This window comes from Streptomyces sp. NPDC038280, assembly GCF_055600045.1.
The window spans coordinates 119,013-134,579 of the sequence record NZ_JBVJYZ010000001.1; the positions used below are offsets into that span (position 1 = coordinate 119,013).

At 71.3% G+C, this 15,567-nt stretch carries 16 protein-coding genes; 10 read left to right on the top strand and 6 right to left on the bottom strand.

Annotation, left to right across the window (positions count from 1 at the left end; genetic code table 11):
• The 3 genes from ACZ7J0_RS00545 to ACZ7J0_RS00555 all read left to right on the top strand — a co-directional run.
• The coding region (locus ACZ7J0_RS00545; protein ID WP_470882777.1) for a tachylectin-related carbohydrate-binding protein at positions 1-1,341 on the top strand (1,341 nt) is incomplete at its 5' end.
• 932 nt (positions 1,342-2,273) lie between these two features.
• Positions 2,274-2,984 carry a recombinase family protein gene (locus tag ACZ7J0_RS00550; protein WP_470884070.1) on the top strand — a complete coding sequence of 237 codons (711 nt, stop codon included), beginning with the start codon at positions 2,274-2,276 and terminating at the stop codon, positions 2,982-2,984.
• A gap of 2 nt (positions 2,985-2,986) precedes the next feature.
• Entirely contained in the window at positions 2,987-3,118 is a 132-nt protein-coding gene (locus ACZ7J0_RS00555; protein WP_470882778.1) for a hypothetical protein, read from the top strand.
• Between the two features lie 143 nt (positions 3,119-3,261).
• Here the strand turns inward: ACZ7J0_RS00555 and ACZ7J0_RS00560 are convergent, their stop codons facing one another.
• The gene (locus tag ACZ7J0_RS00560; protein WP_470882779.1) at positions 3,262-4,389 is read right to left on the bottom strand and encodes an enolase C-terminal domain-like protein; all 1,128 of its coding nucleotides are present in this window, start codon (positions 4,387-4,389) and stop codon (positions 3,262-3,264) included.
• Positions 4,390-4,702: 313 nt separating this feature from the next.
• Here ACZ7J0_RS00560 and ACZ7J0_RS00565 point away from each other — a divergent pair, with 313 nt between their 5' ends.
• Positions 4,703-5,152, top strand: a complete 450-nt coding sequence (locus ACZ7J0_RS00565) for a type II toxin-antitoxin system PemK/MazF family toxin (RefSeq protein WP_470882780.1) — start codon at positions 4,703-4,705, stop codon at positions 5,150-5,152.
• A 31-nt stretch (positions 5,153-5,183) separates the two neighbouring features.
• Here the strand turns inward: ACZ7J0_RS00565 and ACZ7J0_RS00570 are convergent, their stop codons facing one another.
• Positions 5,184-6,014, bottom strand: a complete 831-nt coding sequence (locus tag ACZ7J0_RS00570) for a TIGR02452 family protein (RefSeq protein WP_470882781.1) — start codon at positions 6,012-6,014, stop codon at positions 5,184-5,186.
• Positions 6,015-6,163: 149 nt separating this feature from the next.
• Between ACZ7J0_RS00570 and egtA the strand changes: the two genes are divergently transcribed.
• Genes egtA through egtD form a run of 4 tightly spaced genes read left to right on the top strand, consistent with a single transcriptional unit; the run spans position 6,164 to position 10,486 of the window.
• Positions 6,164-7,462, top strand: a complete 1,299-nt coding sequence (gene egtA, locus ACZ7J0_RS00575) for an ergothioneine biosynthesis glutamate--cysteine ligase EgtA (RefSeq protein ID WP_470882782.1) — start codon at positions 6,164-6,166, stop codon at positions 7,460-7,462.
• The gene (gene egtB, locus ACZ7J0_RS00580) at positions 7,459-8,769 is read left to right on the top strand and encodes an ergothioneine biosynthesis protein EgtB (protein WP_470882783.1); all 1,311 of its coding nucleotides are present in this window, start codon (positions 7,459-7,461) and stop codon (positions 8,767-8,769) included. The genes egtA and egtB overlap by 4 nt, the downstream gene beginning before the upstream one ends.
• The gene (gene egtC, locus ACZ7J0_RS00585; RefSeq protein WP_470882784.1) at positions 8,769-9,524 is read left to right on the top strand and encodes an ergothioneine biosynthesis protein EgtC; all 756 of its coding nucleotides are present in this window, start codon (positions 8,769-8,771) and stop codon (positions 9,522-9,524) included. The genes egtB and egtC overlap by 1 nt, the downstream gene beginning before the upstream one ends.
• Complete coding sequence (gene egtD / locus ACZ7J0_RS00590) at positions 9,521-10,486, top strand: L-histidine N(alpha)-methyltransferase (protein WP_470882785.1); 966 nt, start codon at positions 9,521-9,523, stop codon at positions 10,484-10,486. Before egtC ends, egtD begins: the two co-directional genes overlap by 4 nt.
• Here egtD and ACZ7J0_RS00595 read toward each other — a convergent pair.
• The 3 genes from ACZ7J0_RS00595 to ACZ7J0_RS00605 form a co-directional block, all read right to left on the bottom strand.
• The gene (locus tag ACZ7J0_RS00595) at positions 10,381-11,259 is read right to left on the bottom strand and encodes a lysophospholipid acyltransferase family protein (RefSeq protein WP_470882786.1); all 879 of its coding nucleotides are present in this window, start codon (positions 11,257-11,259) and stop codon (positions 10,381-10,383) included. The two genes, egtD and ACZ7J0_RS00595, sit on opposite strands and share 106 nt — an antisense overlap.
• Positions 11,256-12,032, bottom strand: a complete 777-nt coding sequence (locus ACZ7J0_RS00600; RefSeq protein ID WP_470882787.1) for a GNAT family N-acetyltransferase — start codon at positions 12,030-12,032, stop codon at positions 11,256-11,258. Before ACZ7J0_RS00600 ends, ACZ7J0_RS00595 begins: the two co-directional genes overlap by 4 nt.
• Positions 12,033-12,211: 179 nt before the next feature.
• Entirely contained in the window at positions 12,212-13,462 is a 1,251-nt protein-coding gene (locus ACZ7J0_RS00605) for an extracellular solute-binding protein (protein ID WP_470882788.1), read from the bottom strand.
• A 264-nt stretch (positions 13,463-13,726) separates the two neighbouring features.
• Here ACZ7J0_RS00605 and ACZ7J0_RS00610 point away from each other — a divergent pair, with 264 nt between their 5' ends.
• Positions 13,727-13,954, top strand: coding sequence for a dodecin (locus ACZ7J0_RS00610; protein ID WP_470882789.1), 228 nt, complete (start codon positions 13,727-13,729; stop codon positions 13,952-13,954).
• Positions 13,955-14,010: 56 nt separating this feature from the next.
• On the opposite strand, the gene ACZ7J0_RS00615 is transcribed toward ACZ7J0_RS00610, so the two are convergent.
• A complete protein-coding gene (locus ACZ7J0_RS00615; RefSeq protein ID WP_470882790.1) occupies positions 14,011-14,499 on the bottom strand; it encodes a phosphatase domain-containing protein in 489 nt (162 codons plus the stop codon).
• A 47-nt stretch (positions 14,500-14,546) separates the two neighbouring features.
• On the opposite strand from ACZ7J0_RS00615, the gene ACZ7J0_RS00620 reads away from it, so the two are divergent.
• On the top strand, positions 14,547-15,566 hold the full coding sequence (locus tag ACZ7J0_RS00620) for an MsnO8 family LLM class oxidoreductase (protein WP_470882791.1): 1,020 nt from the start codon (positions 14,547-14,549) through the stop codon (positions 15,564-15,566).
• Position 15,567 lies beyond the last annotated feature (1 nt).

The following is a 15,567-nucleotide window of genomic DNA, read 5'->3' on the forward strand; positions in this document are numbered from 1 at the left end:
GTCATCTACGCCATCACACCGGAAGGCGAGTTGCGGTGGTACCGCCACGACGGATGGCAGGACGGCACCACAAGCTGGACCGCCGGACAGGGCGGAGTCAGGGTCAGCGGCGGCTGGGACATCTACACCACCGTGTTCGGCGGCGGCGAGGGCGTCATCTACGCCATCACACCGGAAGGCGAGTTGCGGTGGTACCGCCACGACGGATGGCAGGACGGCACCACAAGCTGGACCGCCGGACAGGGCGGAACCCTGATCAGCGGCGGCTGGAACATCTACAGCAAGGTGTTCGGCGGCGGCGAGGGCGTCATCTACGCCATCACGCCGGAGGGTCAGTTGCGGTGGTACCGCCACGACGGATGGCAGGACGGCACCGCAAGCTGGACCGCCGGACAGGGCGGAAACCTGCTCAGCGGCGGCTGGAACATCTACACCACAGTCTTCGGCGATTCCGCCGTCGGCCACCCGCGCGGGGTGCTGCCGATCGGTGACATCTTCTACCAATGCAGCCGTTTTGGCGCGGATGGCGTCCTGCGGGTAGCTGAAGAGGGAACGGTGTCGGTCGACTCCCAAGAGCGGATGTCGATCAGTGGACCAGCGATACCAGGAGAAAACTTCTCCTGGCAATGGAGCCTCCTCGATGAGAGTAAAACCCTCAGATTCCGGAGAGGAGAGTATTCGATTACGGCTGATGGGCGAGCTCAGGTCGCCATAGTCAATCTCAGCGGCTCGTTTGACGGCAAGAAACTATCTGCCAAGGGTCACGCCGAAGTCGTCACGGCTAAGGTTGAAGGATCGACCTCGGTTACTGTTCCAGGTGGGTCGGCGGGCGCTGGTGGAATCGCTGTGGGGCCCTCTGCCCACACCGATGTCGAGATCAGTCCGGACGGAGCGGGCGTCGAGGTCGGCGCTTCGGCAGGCACGATTGGCGGGCACACCGAGATAAAGATCGGAGGCCAAACATACGGCACCGGCGTCGAGTTCGGACTCAAGGCAGAAGCGGGTCTACATTGGGGACCCACAAGCACCATCAAACTGCCTCTCATAACGGTTAGCGGCCCCAATCCGATGGCTGGGGCAACCTCGTTCGTTACACACGCCGTAACGGACCTTGCTCGAGACCCGATTAAGACCTCGGAAGAGACGTTCGGCGACATCCTCGGTGCGGGAAAGGACGCCGCCAAGTCCGTCGGCCAGGCGGTAGAGCTAGGCGAAGACCTCGTCGGCTTGGCGAAGAAGATTTTCCAGGTAGATGACGACGATAGTAATATCGTGACCAGCAGTCAGACATCAGGCTTCCGCCCCAAAACTCTGCCACCCGGCGCAGTCATCATTGACTGATGCAACTTTTGACGGGGAGTCGCATAAACAGCGCAGAAACGGCCCGCCACGGCGCGCGGCGGACGAGCCGGCACTGGAAGGCCCGTACCGCGCCTCGGCCCGCGTCCGTGGCGTCGGCCCACTGCTCACGGCCAGCGAGACGCTCTCGCCCCCAACACCACTGATTCGGAGTCGATCACAATCCTGGTCGAGGTCAGCCTGCGGCCTGCACAGTGGGACCGAAAGCTTCGGATGATTAGGAGCGATCATGAGACGCGGCGGGCAGATTGACATAATCCCGAGCTGGACCCCCCAGACTGCTCAGATAGAGATTGAATGGGAGGACACTGGGATCTCAGACCCTCACCCGACAGACAAATGGTTTGGCACTATTGCATTTATTGGTGGAGCCATCAGCCAAGAAGGGGCCTGGGAGTGGGAACCCACTGCAAAGACCCTTCACTTGTGGGTGCCAGTGCCGGGCGGGGAGGGGCACCGGCATCTGATCGCAACGCTCCGTCAATTCACGTTGCCTCTGGCATCGGGCATGACGGGGACCGGAGCCCTGGCCCCCACCCTCGGGCTTCCAGTTAACGGGGAATTGACACTGTCGTGGCGTGGGCAAGTCCATGGCACTTGATGCGGGTCACCGCCCCGGATGCGCTAGGGGTGGGGCCGGAATATGAGCGAAACGTGCCACACACCAGCGCTGGTAGGTCACAGGCGCGAATCGGTGTCGTAGGCGGTTGGCGAGGACGTCCACCGACGCGAAGAGGCGACAACGCCGGGGGTGTTTCATAGGTCGCTCGTGAAACACGGCGCCGTCCGCCGATCATGCTGCGGGTTTCATGTTTCATGAGTTGTTGCAAACGGCTGGACTCTGACACACCCCCATGAAACAGTCGGGGCTCGTGAGCGACGACGCCAAGCGCGTGGAATCGCACGCGCGCCCGATGTCCACCTGTGCAGTCCCGGCGGGCTCGCCGTGCCGCACCGGTAAGGGCAAGGTGGCCATCCAGTACCACAGCCCGCTTCCGGCTCGTGCCCCAACTCGCCAAGGCCCTGAACGTAACGACCCCCGCCGTGCGCAAGCCCGGCTCTGTCTGGACCGAGCTGCCCCGGCCCGCGGGTGCCGGCACCGAGCCGGTCGGTCACCTACGCCTCGGGTAGTCCGTGCGTCCAGAGCCCGCCAGTCCCTGGACTCCCAGCTCGACTCGCTGACCGAGGCCGGCGTGACCCGGATCTTCTCCGAGAAGATCTCCACCCGCGCTACCCAGCGGTCCGAGCTGGACAAGGCCGTCAAGCTCACCGGCGAACTGCGCGCCTCCGGTGTCCGCGTCACGCTCGTCGTCCACGAGCACAAGCGGCTCGGCCGCGGCATCGAACTGGCGTTGCTGGCCGAAGAGCTGAAGACCAGTGACGTCGGCCTTCAGTTCCTCACCGGTGAGCTCCAGGGCTCGCACTCGCACGACCCCTCCGGCGTCGTGTTCACGGTCCTGGCGGCTCTCTCCGGCATGGAACGCGAGTACATCCGCGACCGCACCCTGGAAGGCCACGCGTCCGCCCGCAAGCACGGCAAAACAATCGGCGGCGCGGGCGTCACCGACGACCACATGCTCTCCATGGCTCTCTCTCTCTCTCCCCCCCCCGCGAGCAGGAGATGAGCTTGCGCGACATCGCCGCCCGGCTCGTCATCACCACGGGCAAGGAGAAGGGCCAGCACCCCTCGCCCGCGACCGTCATGCGGATGCTGCGTGAGCACGACGAGCAGATGGCCGCGACGGAACCCGTGCGCTGACCTGCGGATCATTCCCTAGCGTTGTTTTTTCGGCGAGAACTACTGGGACCCCGATCTGAGGCCCCGGGGCCCGGCGCCGGATGGACGGCTCGACCCCAGGGTCCGGGCCCTGCCGCCCGGCCCGTCCTCGTGAGCCGGCCGGCTCAGTCCGTCGCGCGGCGGTCCTCCAGGCGGCCGCTCCAGACGCGGGTGACCGCCGGGTGGGCGGTGTCGAGTTCGAGGCCGACGCCTGGGGTGTCGGGGAGCGTGAGGCGACCGCCGTCGACGCGTTCGGCGCCGTGGACCACGTCGGACCGCCACGGGGTCTCCCCGAAGGCGTACTCCATCGGCTCGTCCGTGGCGCACACCGCGGCGAGGTGGGCGGAGTGGAGCGTGGCGACCGGGCCGGCGGGGTTGTGGACGGAGATCCGGGCGGCGGCCGCGTCGGCCAGGCGCTGGGCGCCCAGCGTGCCGCCGGCGTGCTTGACGTCCGGCAGGAGCACGTCGATCAGCCCCTCCACCCGCCACACCTCGGCGGGGTCGCAGGCGTACTCGCCTCCGGCCAGCGGGATGGCGGTGCGGGCGCGCAGTCGGGCCAGTTCCCGGGGGCGGCTGATACAGACGGCGTCCTCCAGCCAGTGGAGGCCGAGGTCACTCAACGGGCCCAGCAGCGGCACGAGTTCGTCGAAGGTGAGCCGCTCGTGCGCGTCGGCCATCAGCAGGGTGCGCTCTCCGACCGCGTCCCGGACGGCCTTGAGCCGGGCGATTCCGAGCCGGGACAGCGGCAGTTCTCCCGGGGCGTCGAAGGGAGCCACCTTCACGGCACGGAACCCGTCGGCAAGTGCCCTGTCGGCGACGGTGGCGAGGTCCTTGGGGGTGCGCCCGCCGGGAGCCCGGCCGAGACTCGCGTACAGCTCGATCGGGCCGGGGGCCCTGCCGCCCATCCACGACCACAGGGGGAGGCCTTCGAGACGCGCGGCGAGATCGGCGCGGGCCTGCTCCATGCCGCCGCCGACGGTGACTCCCGCGAAGCACGACTCGACGGCGCGCTCGTCCGCGTCCGCGCACTCGGCGGCGTCCCGGGCGCCGGGATCGTTCCGGGCCGTTTCGGAGCACGGTCCGTGCCGTACGGCCGTGTCGAGGACCGCGATCACCTTGGCGAGCGGGCCGGCGTCGGAGCACTCGCCGTATCCGTACAGCCCCTCCGCCTCGTCGGCGGTGAGTCGCAGGACCAGCCACTCTCTTCGCGCGCCGGCCGCGATTCTGAAGAGCTCCCAGATCTCACCGCTCATGCCGCGGCACCGCCCGTGCGTCGGAGGGCGGCCGGGCGGCTCGTGAGCCCGGCGGGCAGCACGGCGACCATCGGGGCGGACAACACGGCGGAAATAAGGTCTGCGCAGCGCCCCCGCGCATGGCTTCGGCTCGCATGTGGGCGCTGCCCTCCCCGTTCCACTTGGTCGGCTAATTGCGGAAATTAAGTGACCGAGGTCGTGCGGACGCAAGCATGGAGGGCCATCTATGTCACATTGCCCTGTCATCTCACCGTGGCACATTCGCCGTCCGGGGGTTTCCGGGACGGGCGGTGCGGGCTCTACGGTGTGGCGGGTGACGATCTTCTCCAGCACCCCGAACCACCCGGGCCGGCAGGGCCCTTCCGCCACGACCGAGGCCGACCCGCTCGACGTGGGCCCGGTCCGCACGTCGTACGCCCCCGACCGGGACGGGGACCCGGACCCCGGTGAGATCGTGTGGACGTGGGTGCCGTTCGAGGAGAACGACGGACGCGGCAAGGACCGTCCCGTTTTGGTGGTGGCCCGTGAGGCCGCCGGCACGCTCCTCGCCGTGCAGCTGTCCAGCAAGCATCACGACCACGACCGCGAATGGGTGCCGATCGGAGTCGGCGACTGGGACAGCGCCCGGCGCGAGTCGTGGGTGGACATCGACCGTGTGCTGCGGGTCCATGAGGACGGGATGCGGCGCGAGGCGTGTGCGCTGGACCGGCGGCGGTTCGACCTCGTCGTCCTGCGCCTGATCGAACGCTACGGCTGGTCCTGACCTCGAACGCCACCGGCGCCCGCCGCCTTCCTCAGCTTCCGGGGCTCCCGAACGCCGTCCTGAACGCGGCGAGCGTGGCGCCGCCCGCCGTACGGTCCAGGACCGCGAAGACGATCTCGTCGAAGTGCCCCGCGAACCGGCCCTCCCCGGTGAGCAGGGCACGGAAGGCCCCCGCCACGCGCACCGGGTCGTTGCGGAAGACCCCGCAGCCCCACGCCCCGAGCACCAGCCGCCGGTAGCCACCGGTGACGGCCGTCTCCAGGACCCGCTCGGCCCGTGAGCCGAGCGCCTCCCCTATCCGGCCGGCCAGCTCGGGCGTACGTGCGCGGATCACCCCGGCGTTGGGTGCGGGAGAGGTGAGGAAACCGACCTCGTAAGGCCTCTCCAGGAGCCGTCCCCGGTCGTCGCGGAAGACCGGGACGCCGGGAGAGAGAATGACCCGGTCGGAGTAGAAGGGACTGCGGTCGTCCCGGTGGTGGGCGTAGAACTCGGGCGCCCGCAGCAGCGTCGCGTAGAGCGCGGAGCCCCGGCACACGGCCTCTTCCTGGGCCTGGGCGCCGTTGAGGTATCCCCCGCCGGGATTGCGGGCGGAGGCGAAGTTCAGTACGGCGACGGGGCCTGGAGCACTCTCTGTGAGGCGCCGGGCGGCCTCCAGGCTGCTCTCGCCGGTCACCTCGACGGCGGTCGTTCGGTCGGTGTCCGGAACGACGGGAAGCGGCTCGGGGCCGTACATGCGGGTCCGGGCCAGGGACGCGGCCAGCGCCGGCCCGATCTCCACCTCGCGGCCGTCGGGGGCCAGGTAGCGGCCCGCCTCGACGATGGTCTCGGTCTCCTTGGCGATGCCGCGCAATCGTGCACTCATACCCGCGATCATCGCGGCACACGCCCCCGCCGAGCGATCTATTTTCCCAGCCCGGAGCCGATCGCGCGCGGCGGCGAATGGGCGCACTTGTGCGGTCGGCGACCGTGGCCTTAGGTGGATTCAGCGCCCTTCGACTGGAGGATCCGATCATGTCGCCCAGCGATGCAGACGAGGGCGGCCCGCCCCTCACCGAGGACGAGGCCGAGGATCTGCTGCGATGTATCTGCTTCAAGACGGGTCCCCCGCAGTCGGTGGGTGTCGAGGTGGAGTGGCTGGTCCATGAGCTGGCCGACCCCCGCCTGCCGGTCTCCGGCACCCGTCTCGAGACCGCCGTCGCCGGTCTCGCGAGCGTGCCACTGCGCTCGGCGCTGACCTTCGAACCGGGTGGACAGCTCGAGCTCAGCTCGCCTCCCGCCGCCTCCCTGATGGAGTGCGTGGACGTCGTCTCGGCCGATCTGGACGCCGTACGGTCCGCACTGCGCCCGCACGGCCTGCGCCTGGCCGGTCACGGTGTCGAGCCGTGGCACGCGCCGCGCGGCCGACTGCTGCGGGAGCCCCGGTACGACGCGATGGAGGCGTCCTTCGACCGGAGCGGCCCGGCCGGCCGGGCGATGATGTGCGAGTCCGCGTCGGTGCAGATATGCCTGGACGCGGGCCATGAGGAGCCGGGGCCTCTCGGCTACGGACGGCGCTGGCAACTGGCCCACCTCCTGGGGGCGGTGCTGGTCGCCGCCTTCGCCAACTCCCCGGTCCACGGCGGCCGCCGCACCGGCTGGCGTTCCACCCGGCAGTCGCTCTGGGCGGATCTCGACCCGCTGCGGGGCATGGCGCCCCCTCCCGGCGGGGATCCCCGGGCCGCGTGGGCCACGCATGTGCTGGACACCCCGGTGATGTGCGTACGGGCCGAGGAGGGGCCCTGGGAGGTGCCGGAGGGGCTGACCTTCCGCCGCTGGCTCCGCTCCGGGAACCGCCGGCCTCCGACCCTCGCCGATCTCACCTACCACCGGACGACGCTCTTCCCCCCGGTGCGACCCCGCGGCCATCTCGAACTGCGCATGATCGACGCCCAGCCCGGCGACGACGGCTGGATCGTGCCGCTCGCCGTGACCACCGCGCTGTTCGACGACCCGGAGGCCGCCGAGACCGTCTACCGGACGGTCAAGCCCCTCGCAGAGACGGCCGGCGCCCTGCCCGCTCCGCGCAACGCCCTGTGGCGGCACGCCGCCCGGCGCGGACTCGCCGACCCGGAGCTGCACGCGGCCGCCGTCGCCTGTTTCACCCTGGCGCTCGAGGCGCTGCCCCGGATCGGCGCCACCGCCGCCGTCCGGGACGAGGTCGCCGCCTTCCACGAACGCTATGTCGTCCGGGGGCGCTGCCCGGCCGACGACCCCTCCACGTACGCGTATCCGTCCGCGTCGCTCGTCCTCGGGAAGGACCCCCGCTCATGACCGAACCGGAGAAGCTGCGGGAGCGGGCGCTCGAGGCGCTGACCACCGCCCGTGCCCGTACGGCCGTCCTCACCAGCTGCGTCGACGACCGTGACCTCACCGCGCAGCACTCGCCGCTGATGTCTCCGCTGGTGTGGGACCTCGCCCACATAGGCAACCAGGAGGAGCAGTGGCTGCTGCGGGACGTGGGGGGCCGGGAAGCGCTGCGCCCGGAGATCGACTCCCTCTACGACGCCTTTCAGCATCCCCGGGCGCTGCGGCCGACGCTGCCGCTGCTGGCTCCCGCCGAGGCGCGGGCGTACGCCTCCGATGTGCGCGGGCGGGTGCTGGACATCCTGGAGAGGGTGCCACTGGAGGGCCGTCCGCTGACCGACGCGGCCTTCGCCTTCGGGATGATCGCGCAGCACGAACAGCAGCACGACGAGACGATGCTGATCACCCATCAGCTGCGACGGGGACCCGCCGCGCTGTCCGCGCCCGAGCCGCCGGGGGCCGGGGACCTGACCTCGCTCCCGGCCGAAGTGCTGGTGCCGAGCGGGCCGTTCACCATGGGTACCTCCACGGAGCCGTGGGCTCTGGACAACGAGCGCCCCGCTCATGCCCGCTTCGTGCCGGCGTTCCACATCGACACCGTGCCGGTCACCAACGGCGCCTATCAGCGCTTCATCGACGACGGCGGGTACGCGGACGAGCGGTGGTGGGCGGCCGCGGGCTGGGAACAGATCCGCAAGCACGACATCTCCGCACCCCTGTTCTGGCACCGTGAGGGCGGGCAGTGGATGCGCCGCCGCTTCGGGATGACCGAGCCCGTACCGGCGGACGAGCCGGTGCTCCACGTGAGCTGGTACGAGGCCGACGCTTACGCCCGCTGGGCGGGCCGGCGGCTGCCGTCGGAGGCGGAGTGGGAGAAGGCGGCCCGTCACGACCCGGTCGCGGGCCGTTCCCTGCGCTACCCGTGGGGCGATGCCGACCCGACTCCCGAGCACGCCAACCTGGGCCAGCGGCATCTGCGGCCGGCGCCGGCCGGAAGCTATCCGGCCGGTGCCTCACCGCTGGGGGTGCGGCAGCTGATCGGCGATGTGTGGGAGTGGACGTCCAGCGACTTCCTGCCCTACCCGGGCTTCGCCGCGTTCCCGTACCGCGAGTACTCGGAGGTCTTCTTCGGCAGTGCGCACAAGGTGCTGCGCGGCGGGTCGTTCGCCGTCGACCCCGTGGCCTGCCGGGGCACCTTCCGCAACTGGGACCTGCCGGTCCGCCGCCAGATCTTCTCGGGCTTCAGGACCGCACGGGACACGGAGGATGCCTGATGTGCCGTCATATCGCCTACCTGGGGCCGCCGGAGGCCCTGGGCGAGGTGCTGGTCCGGCCGGAACACGGGCTGTACCGGCAGTCCTGGGAGCCGCGCCGGCAGCAGTACGGCACGGTCAACGCCGACGGTTTCGGGGTGGGCTGGTACGCCGGAGAGGACCCCCTGCCCGCCCGCTACCGCCGTGCCGGGCCGATCTGGGCCGACCAGTCGTTCACGGATCTGGCCCGGGTGGTGCGCAGCGGCGCGCTGCTCGCGGCGGTACGGGACGCGACCCTGCCCGGCGCCGACGCGGAGGCCGCGGCCGCCCCGTTCGCGGACGGACCGTGGCTGTTCAGCCACAACGGCGCGGTCACCGGCTGGCCCCGTTCACTGGCGCCTCTCGCCGCCGCGCTGCCCGCGGCCGAACTGCTGTCGCTGGAGTCGCGCTGTGACTCGGCGCTGGTGTGGGCCCTGGCGCTGCACCGGCTGCGGGACGGCGAGGAGCCGGGCCGGGCGCTGGCGGCGACCGTCCTGGAGGTCGCCGAGGCGGCGCCCGGTTCGCGGCTCAACCTGCTGCTCACCGACGGCCGGACGATCGCGGCCACCGCCTGGGGCGACACGCTCTGGTACCGCGCGGGGCCCGGCGAGAGCATGGTCGTCGCGTCGGAGCCGTACGACGACGATCCGCTCTGGCGGGAGGTCCCCGATCTCACCGTGCTCACCGCCACCCGTACCGATGTGTCCGTGACCCCGCTCAAGGAGCTTGCCGCGTGAGCCCGTTCCTGCTGACCCGCACCCTGCCGGAGGACGCCACCGACGCGGCCCTGCGCGCCGATGTCCTGCACGGCCTGACCCGCATGCCCAAGGAGCTGCCGCCCAAGTGGTTCTACGACGCGCGGGGCAGTGAACTGTTCGACGAGATCACCCGGCTGCCCGAGTACTACCCGACGCGCGCCGAGCGGGAGATCCTCATGGACCGCGCGCCGCTCATCGCCGCCGCCACCGGTGCGCGCACGCTCGTGGAGCTCGGGTCGGGGTCGTCGGAGAAGACCCGCTTCCTGATCGACGCGCTACTGCCGGAGCTGGACGGCTATGTGCCGGTGGATGTGAGCGAGAGCGCCCTGCGGGGCGCGGCGGATTCGCTCATGGCCGAGCGCCCGGGGCTGCATGTGCACGCGCTGGTCGCCGACTTCACCCGGGGGCTGGCGCTGCCGGGCACGGCGGGGCCCCGTCTGGTGGCGTTCCTGGGCGGCACGATCGGGAATCTGCTGCCCGTCGAGCGCGCGGCGTTCCTCGGTTCCGTACGCTCCCTGCTCACTCCCGGGGACGCGCTGCTGCTCGGCACGGATCTGGTGAAGGACGAGGCGACGCTGGTGGCCGCGTACGACGACGCGGCCGGGGTGACGGCGGCCTTCAACAAGAACGTCCTGTCGGTGATCGACCGGGAGCTGGGCGCCGACGCCGACCCGGACGACTTCGATCATGTGGCGGTGTGGGACGCGGAGCACGAGTGGATCGAGATGCGGCTGCGGGCCCGCACCTCGCTGACGGTGAAGATTCCCCAGCTGGACCTGGCGGTGGCGTTCGAGGCCGGTGAGGAGATGCGTACGGAGGTGTCGGCGAAGTTCCGTCAGGAGGGCGTGCGGGCGGAGGTGGAGGCGGCCGGGATGGAGCTGACGCACTGGTGGACCGACGAGAAGGAGCGGTTCGCGCTGTCGCTGGCGACGGCGCGCTGAGCCGCGCGAGCCAGTGAACGGCGGTCGGTGTGGCGGCCCGCGGGGATCGGGGGCAGGATCCTGATCTCCGCGGTGAGCCGGCCGGTGAGCACGGTCCGCCACAGCGAGGCGGCGAGCGGGTCGTCACCGACGAACGCGGCCGGCCCGGTCGGTGTGTAGGCGAGGCGGACGGGCTGGACGGGGGCGCCCGCTTCAATGGCGGCCTGGAAGGTGGCCGGGCGGAAACGGCCGCGCTCGCGGCCGCACCAGGTGGAGCCCTCGGGGAAGACGACGACGCGTGAGCCGCTCGCCAGCGCGCCCGAGACGCGGCGCACGGCGGCGGGCAGGGCGCGCAGCCGGTCGCGGTCGACGAAGAGGGTGCCGCCGAGAGCGGCGAGGGTGCCGAGCACGGGCCAGGCGCGAAGCTCGGTCTTGGCCAGCATCCGGCCGGGCAGGACGGTGGCGAGCAGCGGGATGTCGAGCCAGGAGATGTGGTTGGCGACGACCAGCCACGGACCGCCGGTGGCCGGTGGCCGGCCGGTGACCCGGATCCGGACGCCGAAGGCGCGGACCACCGCCCGCGCCCACACGCGGGTCAGCCGGAGCCGGGCCGTGCGGGTCAGCAGGGCGGTCGCGGGCGCGAGGAGCAGCCCGAGCAGGACGGCGGCGAGTCCGGCCGTGAGCCGCGCGGCGGCGAGCGGCCGGCCGGCCGCCGGTCCCTCGGACCGCGCACAGCCGCCCGGTGTGCAGGGCGCGCTGGGCAGCCAGGGAGAACCGGCCCCCGGACCGGTCATCGCACCGGGGCGAGGGAGAGGAAGTGGCGCAGATAGCGGGGGTTGGTGCGGCGCAGCGAGAGCAGGACGTACAGGTCGGCGACGCCGAAGTCGACGTCGTGGGCGGGCGCGCCGCAGACCCAGGCGCCGAGCCGCAGGTAGCCGCGCAGGAGCGGGGGCAGTTCGGCGCGGCCGGCGGGCCGGGCGATGCCGTCCGGGGACCAGAGCTTGTGCGGTGTCACCCAGTACTCCTCGGGGGCGAGGTGCTTGTCCCTGACCACGTCCCAGGTCCCGGCGGCGAGGGAGCCCCCGTCGGCGAGCGGTATCGAGCAGCAGCCGGCCAGCCAGGTGTGGCCGGTGCGGGTCATGTAGCGGGCGAGGCCGGCCCAGACGAGGGCGATGACGGCGCCGTTGCGGTGGGCGGGGTGGACGCAGGAGCGGCCGACCTCGACGAGGTCGTCGCGGATCGCGTCGAGCCGGGCCAGGTCGAACTCGCCCTCCGAGTAGAGGCGTCCGGCGATCCGGGCCCGGTCGGGCGGCAGGACGCGGTAGGTGCCGACCACCTCCCCGGTGGTCTCCTCCCGTACGAGGATGTGGTCGCAGTAGGCGTCGAAGGCGTCGATGTCGAGGCCGGGTTCGGGCCCGTCGAGGCGGGCGCCGAGTTCTCCGGCGAAGACCAGGTGGCGCAGCCGCTGGGCCGCCCTGACCTCGTCCTGGTCGCGGGCGAGGGAGACGACATAGCGGGGCTGGGCGTCAGTGGGCGGTGCGACGAGGGCGGCGGTCGGTGCGGACATGTCGGGCTCCTCCGGCGGACGGAAGGGGACGTGAGGGGCGGGCCGCGGGTGCGGCGGCCCGGCTCCTTACTTCTTCCGTGACCGGCTGGATTCGACATGACGGCTCGGCGGATCGGGGATGTGCGACGGCTGAATGACCGGATTTCCGGCGCCGGGGGGCTCGCGACGAGGGGTGCCGGTCAGTCGGCGAGTGCCCTGGTGATCTTCGCCGACGCCTCCTCGGCGGCGCGGCCGGGGTCCTGCCCTTCGAGGACGGCGGTCATGTACGGCTTGATCGGGTTGTCCGCCTCCACGGTGGCCCACTGGGGCGAGTTGGGCGTGGCCCGGCCCCGGACGGCGCCGGCGGCCATCGCGGCGGTCGCCTCCTCGCCCCCGACGACGGACGCCAGCGACGTCTTGTTGGGGACGTAACTCATGGTGCGCGCGAGGTCGGACTGCCACTCCTCGCCCGCCAGCTCCTCGACGACGTCGATGGCGGCGCCGCGGTCGGGCGCGTTGTCGGGGACGATCAGGTCGGAGCCACCGGTGAACACCGCGCACGGCGCGGCGGCGGACTTCCCGGGGATGGGGAAGAAGCCCAGCTTGTCCTTGAGGGCGGGGTTCTTCTTCTCGATCAGGGCGGCGGCGCCGGGAGTGGAGATGATCTGGGCGACCCGGCCCCCGGCGAAGACGTCGGACTGCGGCGGGGTCTGCTCGTCGGCGTCCTTGGGGCCGGCGCCGAGCGACTGGAGTTCCCGGTAGAAGTCCATGCCCTTGAGGGCCGCGGCGCTGTCCAGCGCGCCGGTCCAGAGGCCGCCCCGTTCCACCGCGAGCTCCCCGCCCTCCTCCCAGATGAAGCCGGCGAGGGTGTACCAGTCCTGGCCGGCGAGGTAGATCCCCTGGGTGCCGCCGCTGTTGAGCGTCTCGGTGTCCTTGAGCCACTGCGCGCGGGTCTTCGCGGGCTTCTCGATCCCCGCCCGGGCGTAGAGGTCCTTGTTGTAGACGACGACACGGTTGGCCGCGTACCAGGGGATGCCGTACTGCGCGCCGTCGATGCTGCCCGGCTGGGCGAGGCCGGGCAGCCATTCCTCGCGGCCGAGGTCTCGCATCGATTCGAGGGTGAGGTCGTAGAGCCGGCCGGTCTCGGCGTACTGCGCCACCTGGGTGTTGCCGACCTCGATGACGTCCGGACCGCCCTTGCCCTCCAGGGCGGCCGTGACCTTCTTTCCGATGCCGGTCCACTCCTGGAAGGTGAACCGCAGCTTCACGGACGGGTGTGTGTCCTCGTACGCCTTGGTGAAGCGGTCGAGGAAGTCGTCGGTGACGCTGTCCTTCATCAGCCAGACGTCGACCGTGCGCGCCTTCGCGCCGCCGCCCGGGAGGATCCCGCATCCGGTGAGCGCGGCGGCGGAGACGAGCGCGAGCGGACAGAGGAGAGAGCGCTTCTTCACGTGGGTCACCTTCTGCGTTTCAGCATGGGAGGACGGACCCGACGTGGGGGGTCGAACAAAACGTTCGTACGGGTGTGTGGCCTGGATTCTGGTCTGGACCAACGGGGTGGTCAAGTCCCGGAATGCATGCTTCTGCCAGGCAGATGGGCCCGCGGCCACCCCGTCCACCATCCCGCTCCCGATGAATCGCGCACCCGGCCGTGGTGGGGCACGGTGGAGTGACACCCGCGACCGCGGCGCTCGCGACGAGAGAGGCGGACCCTCATGTCCCACCACACCTACCGTGTCACCGAGATCGTCGGGACCTCCCACGAGGGCATCGACCAGGCCATCCGCAACGGCATCGCCCGCGCCTCGGAGACCGTGCGCGCGCTGGACTGGTTCGAGGTGACCGAGATCCGCGGCCACATCGCGGACCAGCAGATCGCGCACTACCAGGTCGGCCTGAAGGTGGGGTTCCGCCTGGAGGACGGCGACGGGGCAGGTACCTGACCGGCCGGTGCGCGAGCCGCCCGCACCGGATCCGGCCGTACCGCCCGCGCCCCGTCTCAGGTGCGGCCCTGGTTCTCCTGGGCGTCCTTCAGCTCCCGCGAAGGCGCTCCCCAGCGGGCACGTACGACCGGGAACCCGGCGCGCTCGGCGGCCTCGCACACCAGCTCGTCGTCGTCGACGAGCATCCGGACCTCCCGGTCGCGGGCGAGCGCGTTCAGGATCTCCAGCTTCGTGGTGCGGGCGGGCCGCCGGTCGTGGTTGCGCCGCATGTGGATCCGGCCCTCGGGAAGGCCCTGCGCGGCCAGCCAGGTCACCGTGTCCCGGCGGCAGCGCTCCGGCCTGCCCGTGAGGTACACGACCTCGCACTCCCGTGCGGCTTCGAGACAGAGCGCCACGCCCTTGTCGAGGGGCGGATCCTGCGGCGCCGCCGCGAAGAACGCGTCCCAGTCACGCGGTCGCCTCTCCAGGAAGTGCTGGCGGTGCCCGGAGTCGGAGAGCGTCATGTCCAGGTCGAATACGGCCACTGGCCTGCTGTTTCGCGTCACGCTCCGAGCTTAGGGAATCCCCGGGCGGCTCAGGCGTTGAACGGGGCGTGAGCTCTCTTCTCGCTTCGACCCGGTTCTCCGTCCTCGACCGTTCACGCACCCGCGCGGGGCAGGACGCTCCCGCGGCACTCCGGGACACCGTCCGCCTCGCCCAGGAGCTGGAGGGGTACGGCTACCACCGCTTCTGGGTCTCGGAGCACCACAGCGTGCCCGGCGTCGCGGGGTCCGCGCCGACCGTCCTCGCGGCGGCCGTCGCGGCCGCGACCTCGGTGATCCGGGTCGGCACGGGAGGGGTGATGCTGCCCAACCACCAACCGCTCGTCGTGGCCGAGCAGTTCGGGGTCCTGGAGTCGCTCTTCCCCGGCCGGATCGACATGGGTCTGGGCCGGTCGGTGGGGTTCACGGACGGCATACGGCGGGCCCTGGGCCGGGACAAGAAGCACGCCGACGACTTCGCCGGCCAGCTGACCGAGCTGCTCGGCTGGTTCACCGGCGACCAGACGGCCCATCCGCAGGTGCACGCCCGCCCGGCCGAGGGCCTGCGGGTGCCGCCGTACGTCCTGGCCACCGGTGAGGGAGCGGCCATCGCCGCCGCCGCGGGCCTTCCGCTGGTCATCGGCGACCTGAGGGGCCGCGACAAGCTCCTCACCGCCCTCGACGCCTACCGTGCGGGCTTCCGCCCTTCCGTGTGGTCCGCCGAGCCCCATGTCGCCGTGGCGGGCACGGTCGCCGTCGCCGGGACCGAGGAGGAGGCGCGCCGGCTGCTGATGCCGGAGGCGTGGTCACTGGCGTACTCGCGGACGCACGGCGTCTTCCCGCCACTGGAGTCGCCCGAGCGGATCGAGTCCCTGGCGATGTCGGAGAAGGAGCGGGGATTCTACGAGGCCGGGCTGCGTGGACACATCCACGGCACCGAGGACCAGGTCCGGGAGGCGCTGGAGCAGGCCGTGAAGGAGACGTCGGCGCAGGAGATCCTGGTGACGACCAGCACGTACGACCGGGACGCGCTGCTCGACTCGTATCGGAGGATCGCCCGGATCGCGGGCCTGACCAGGGCGGACACCTAGA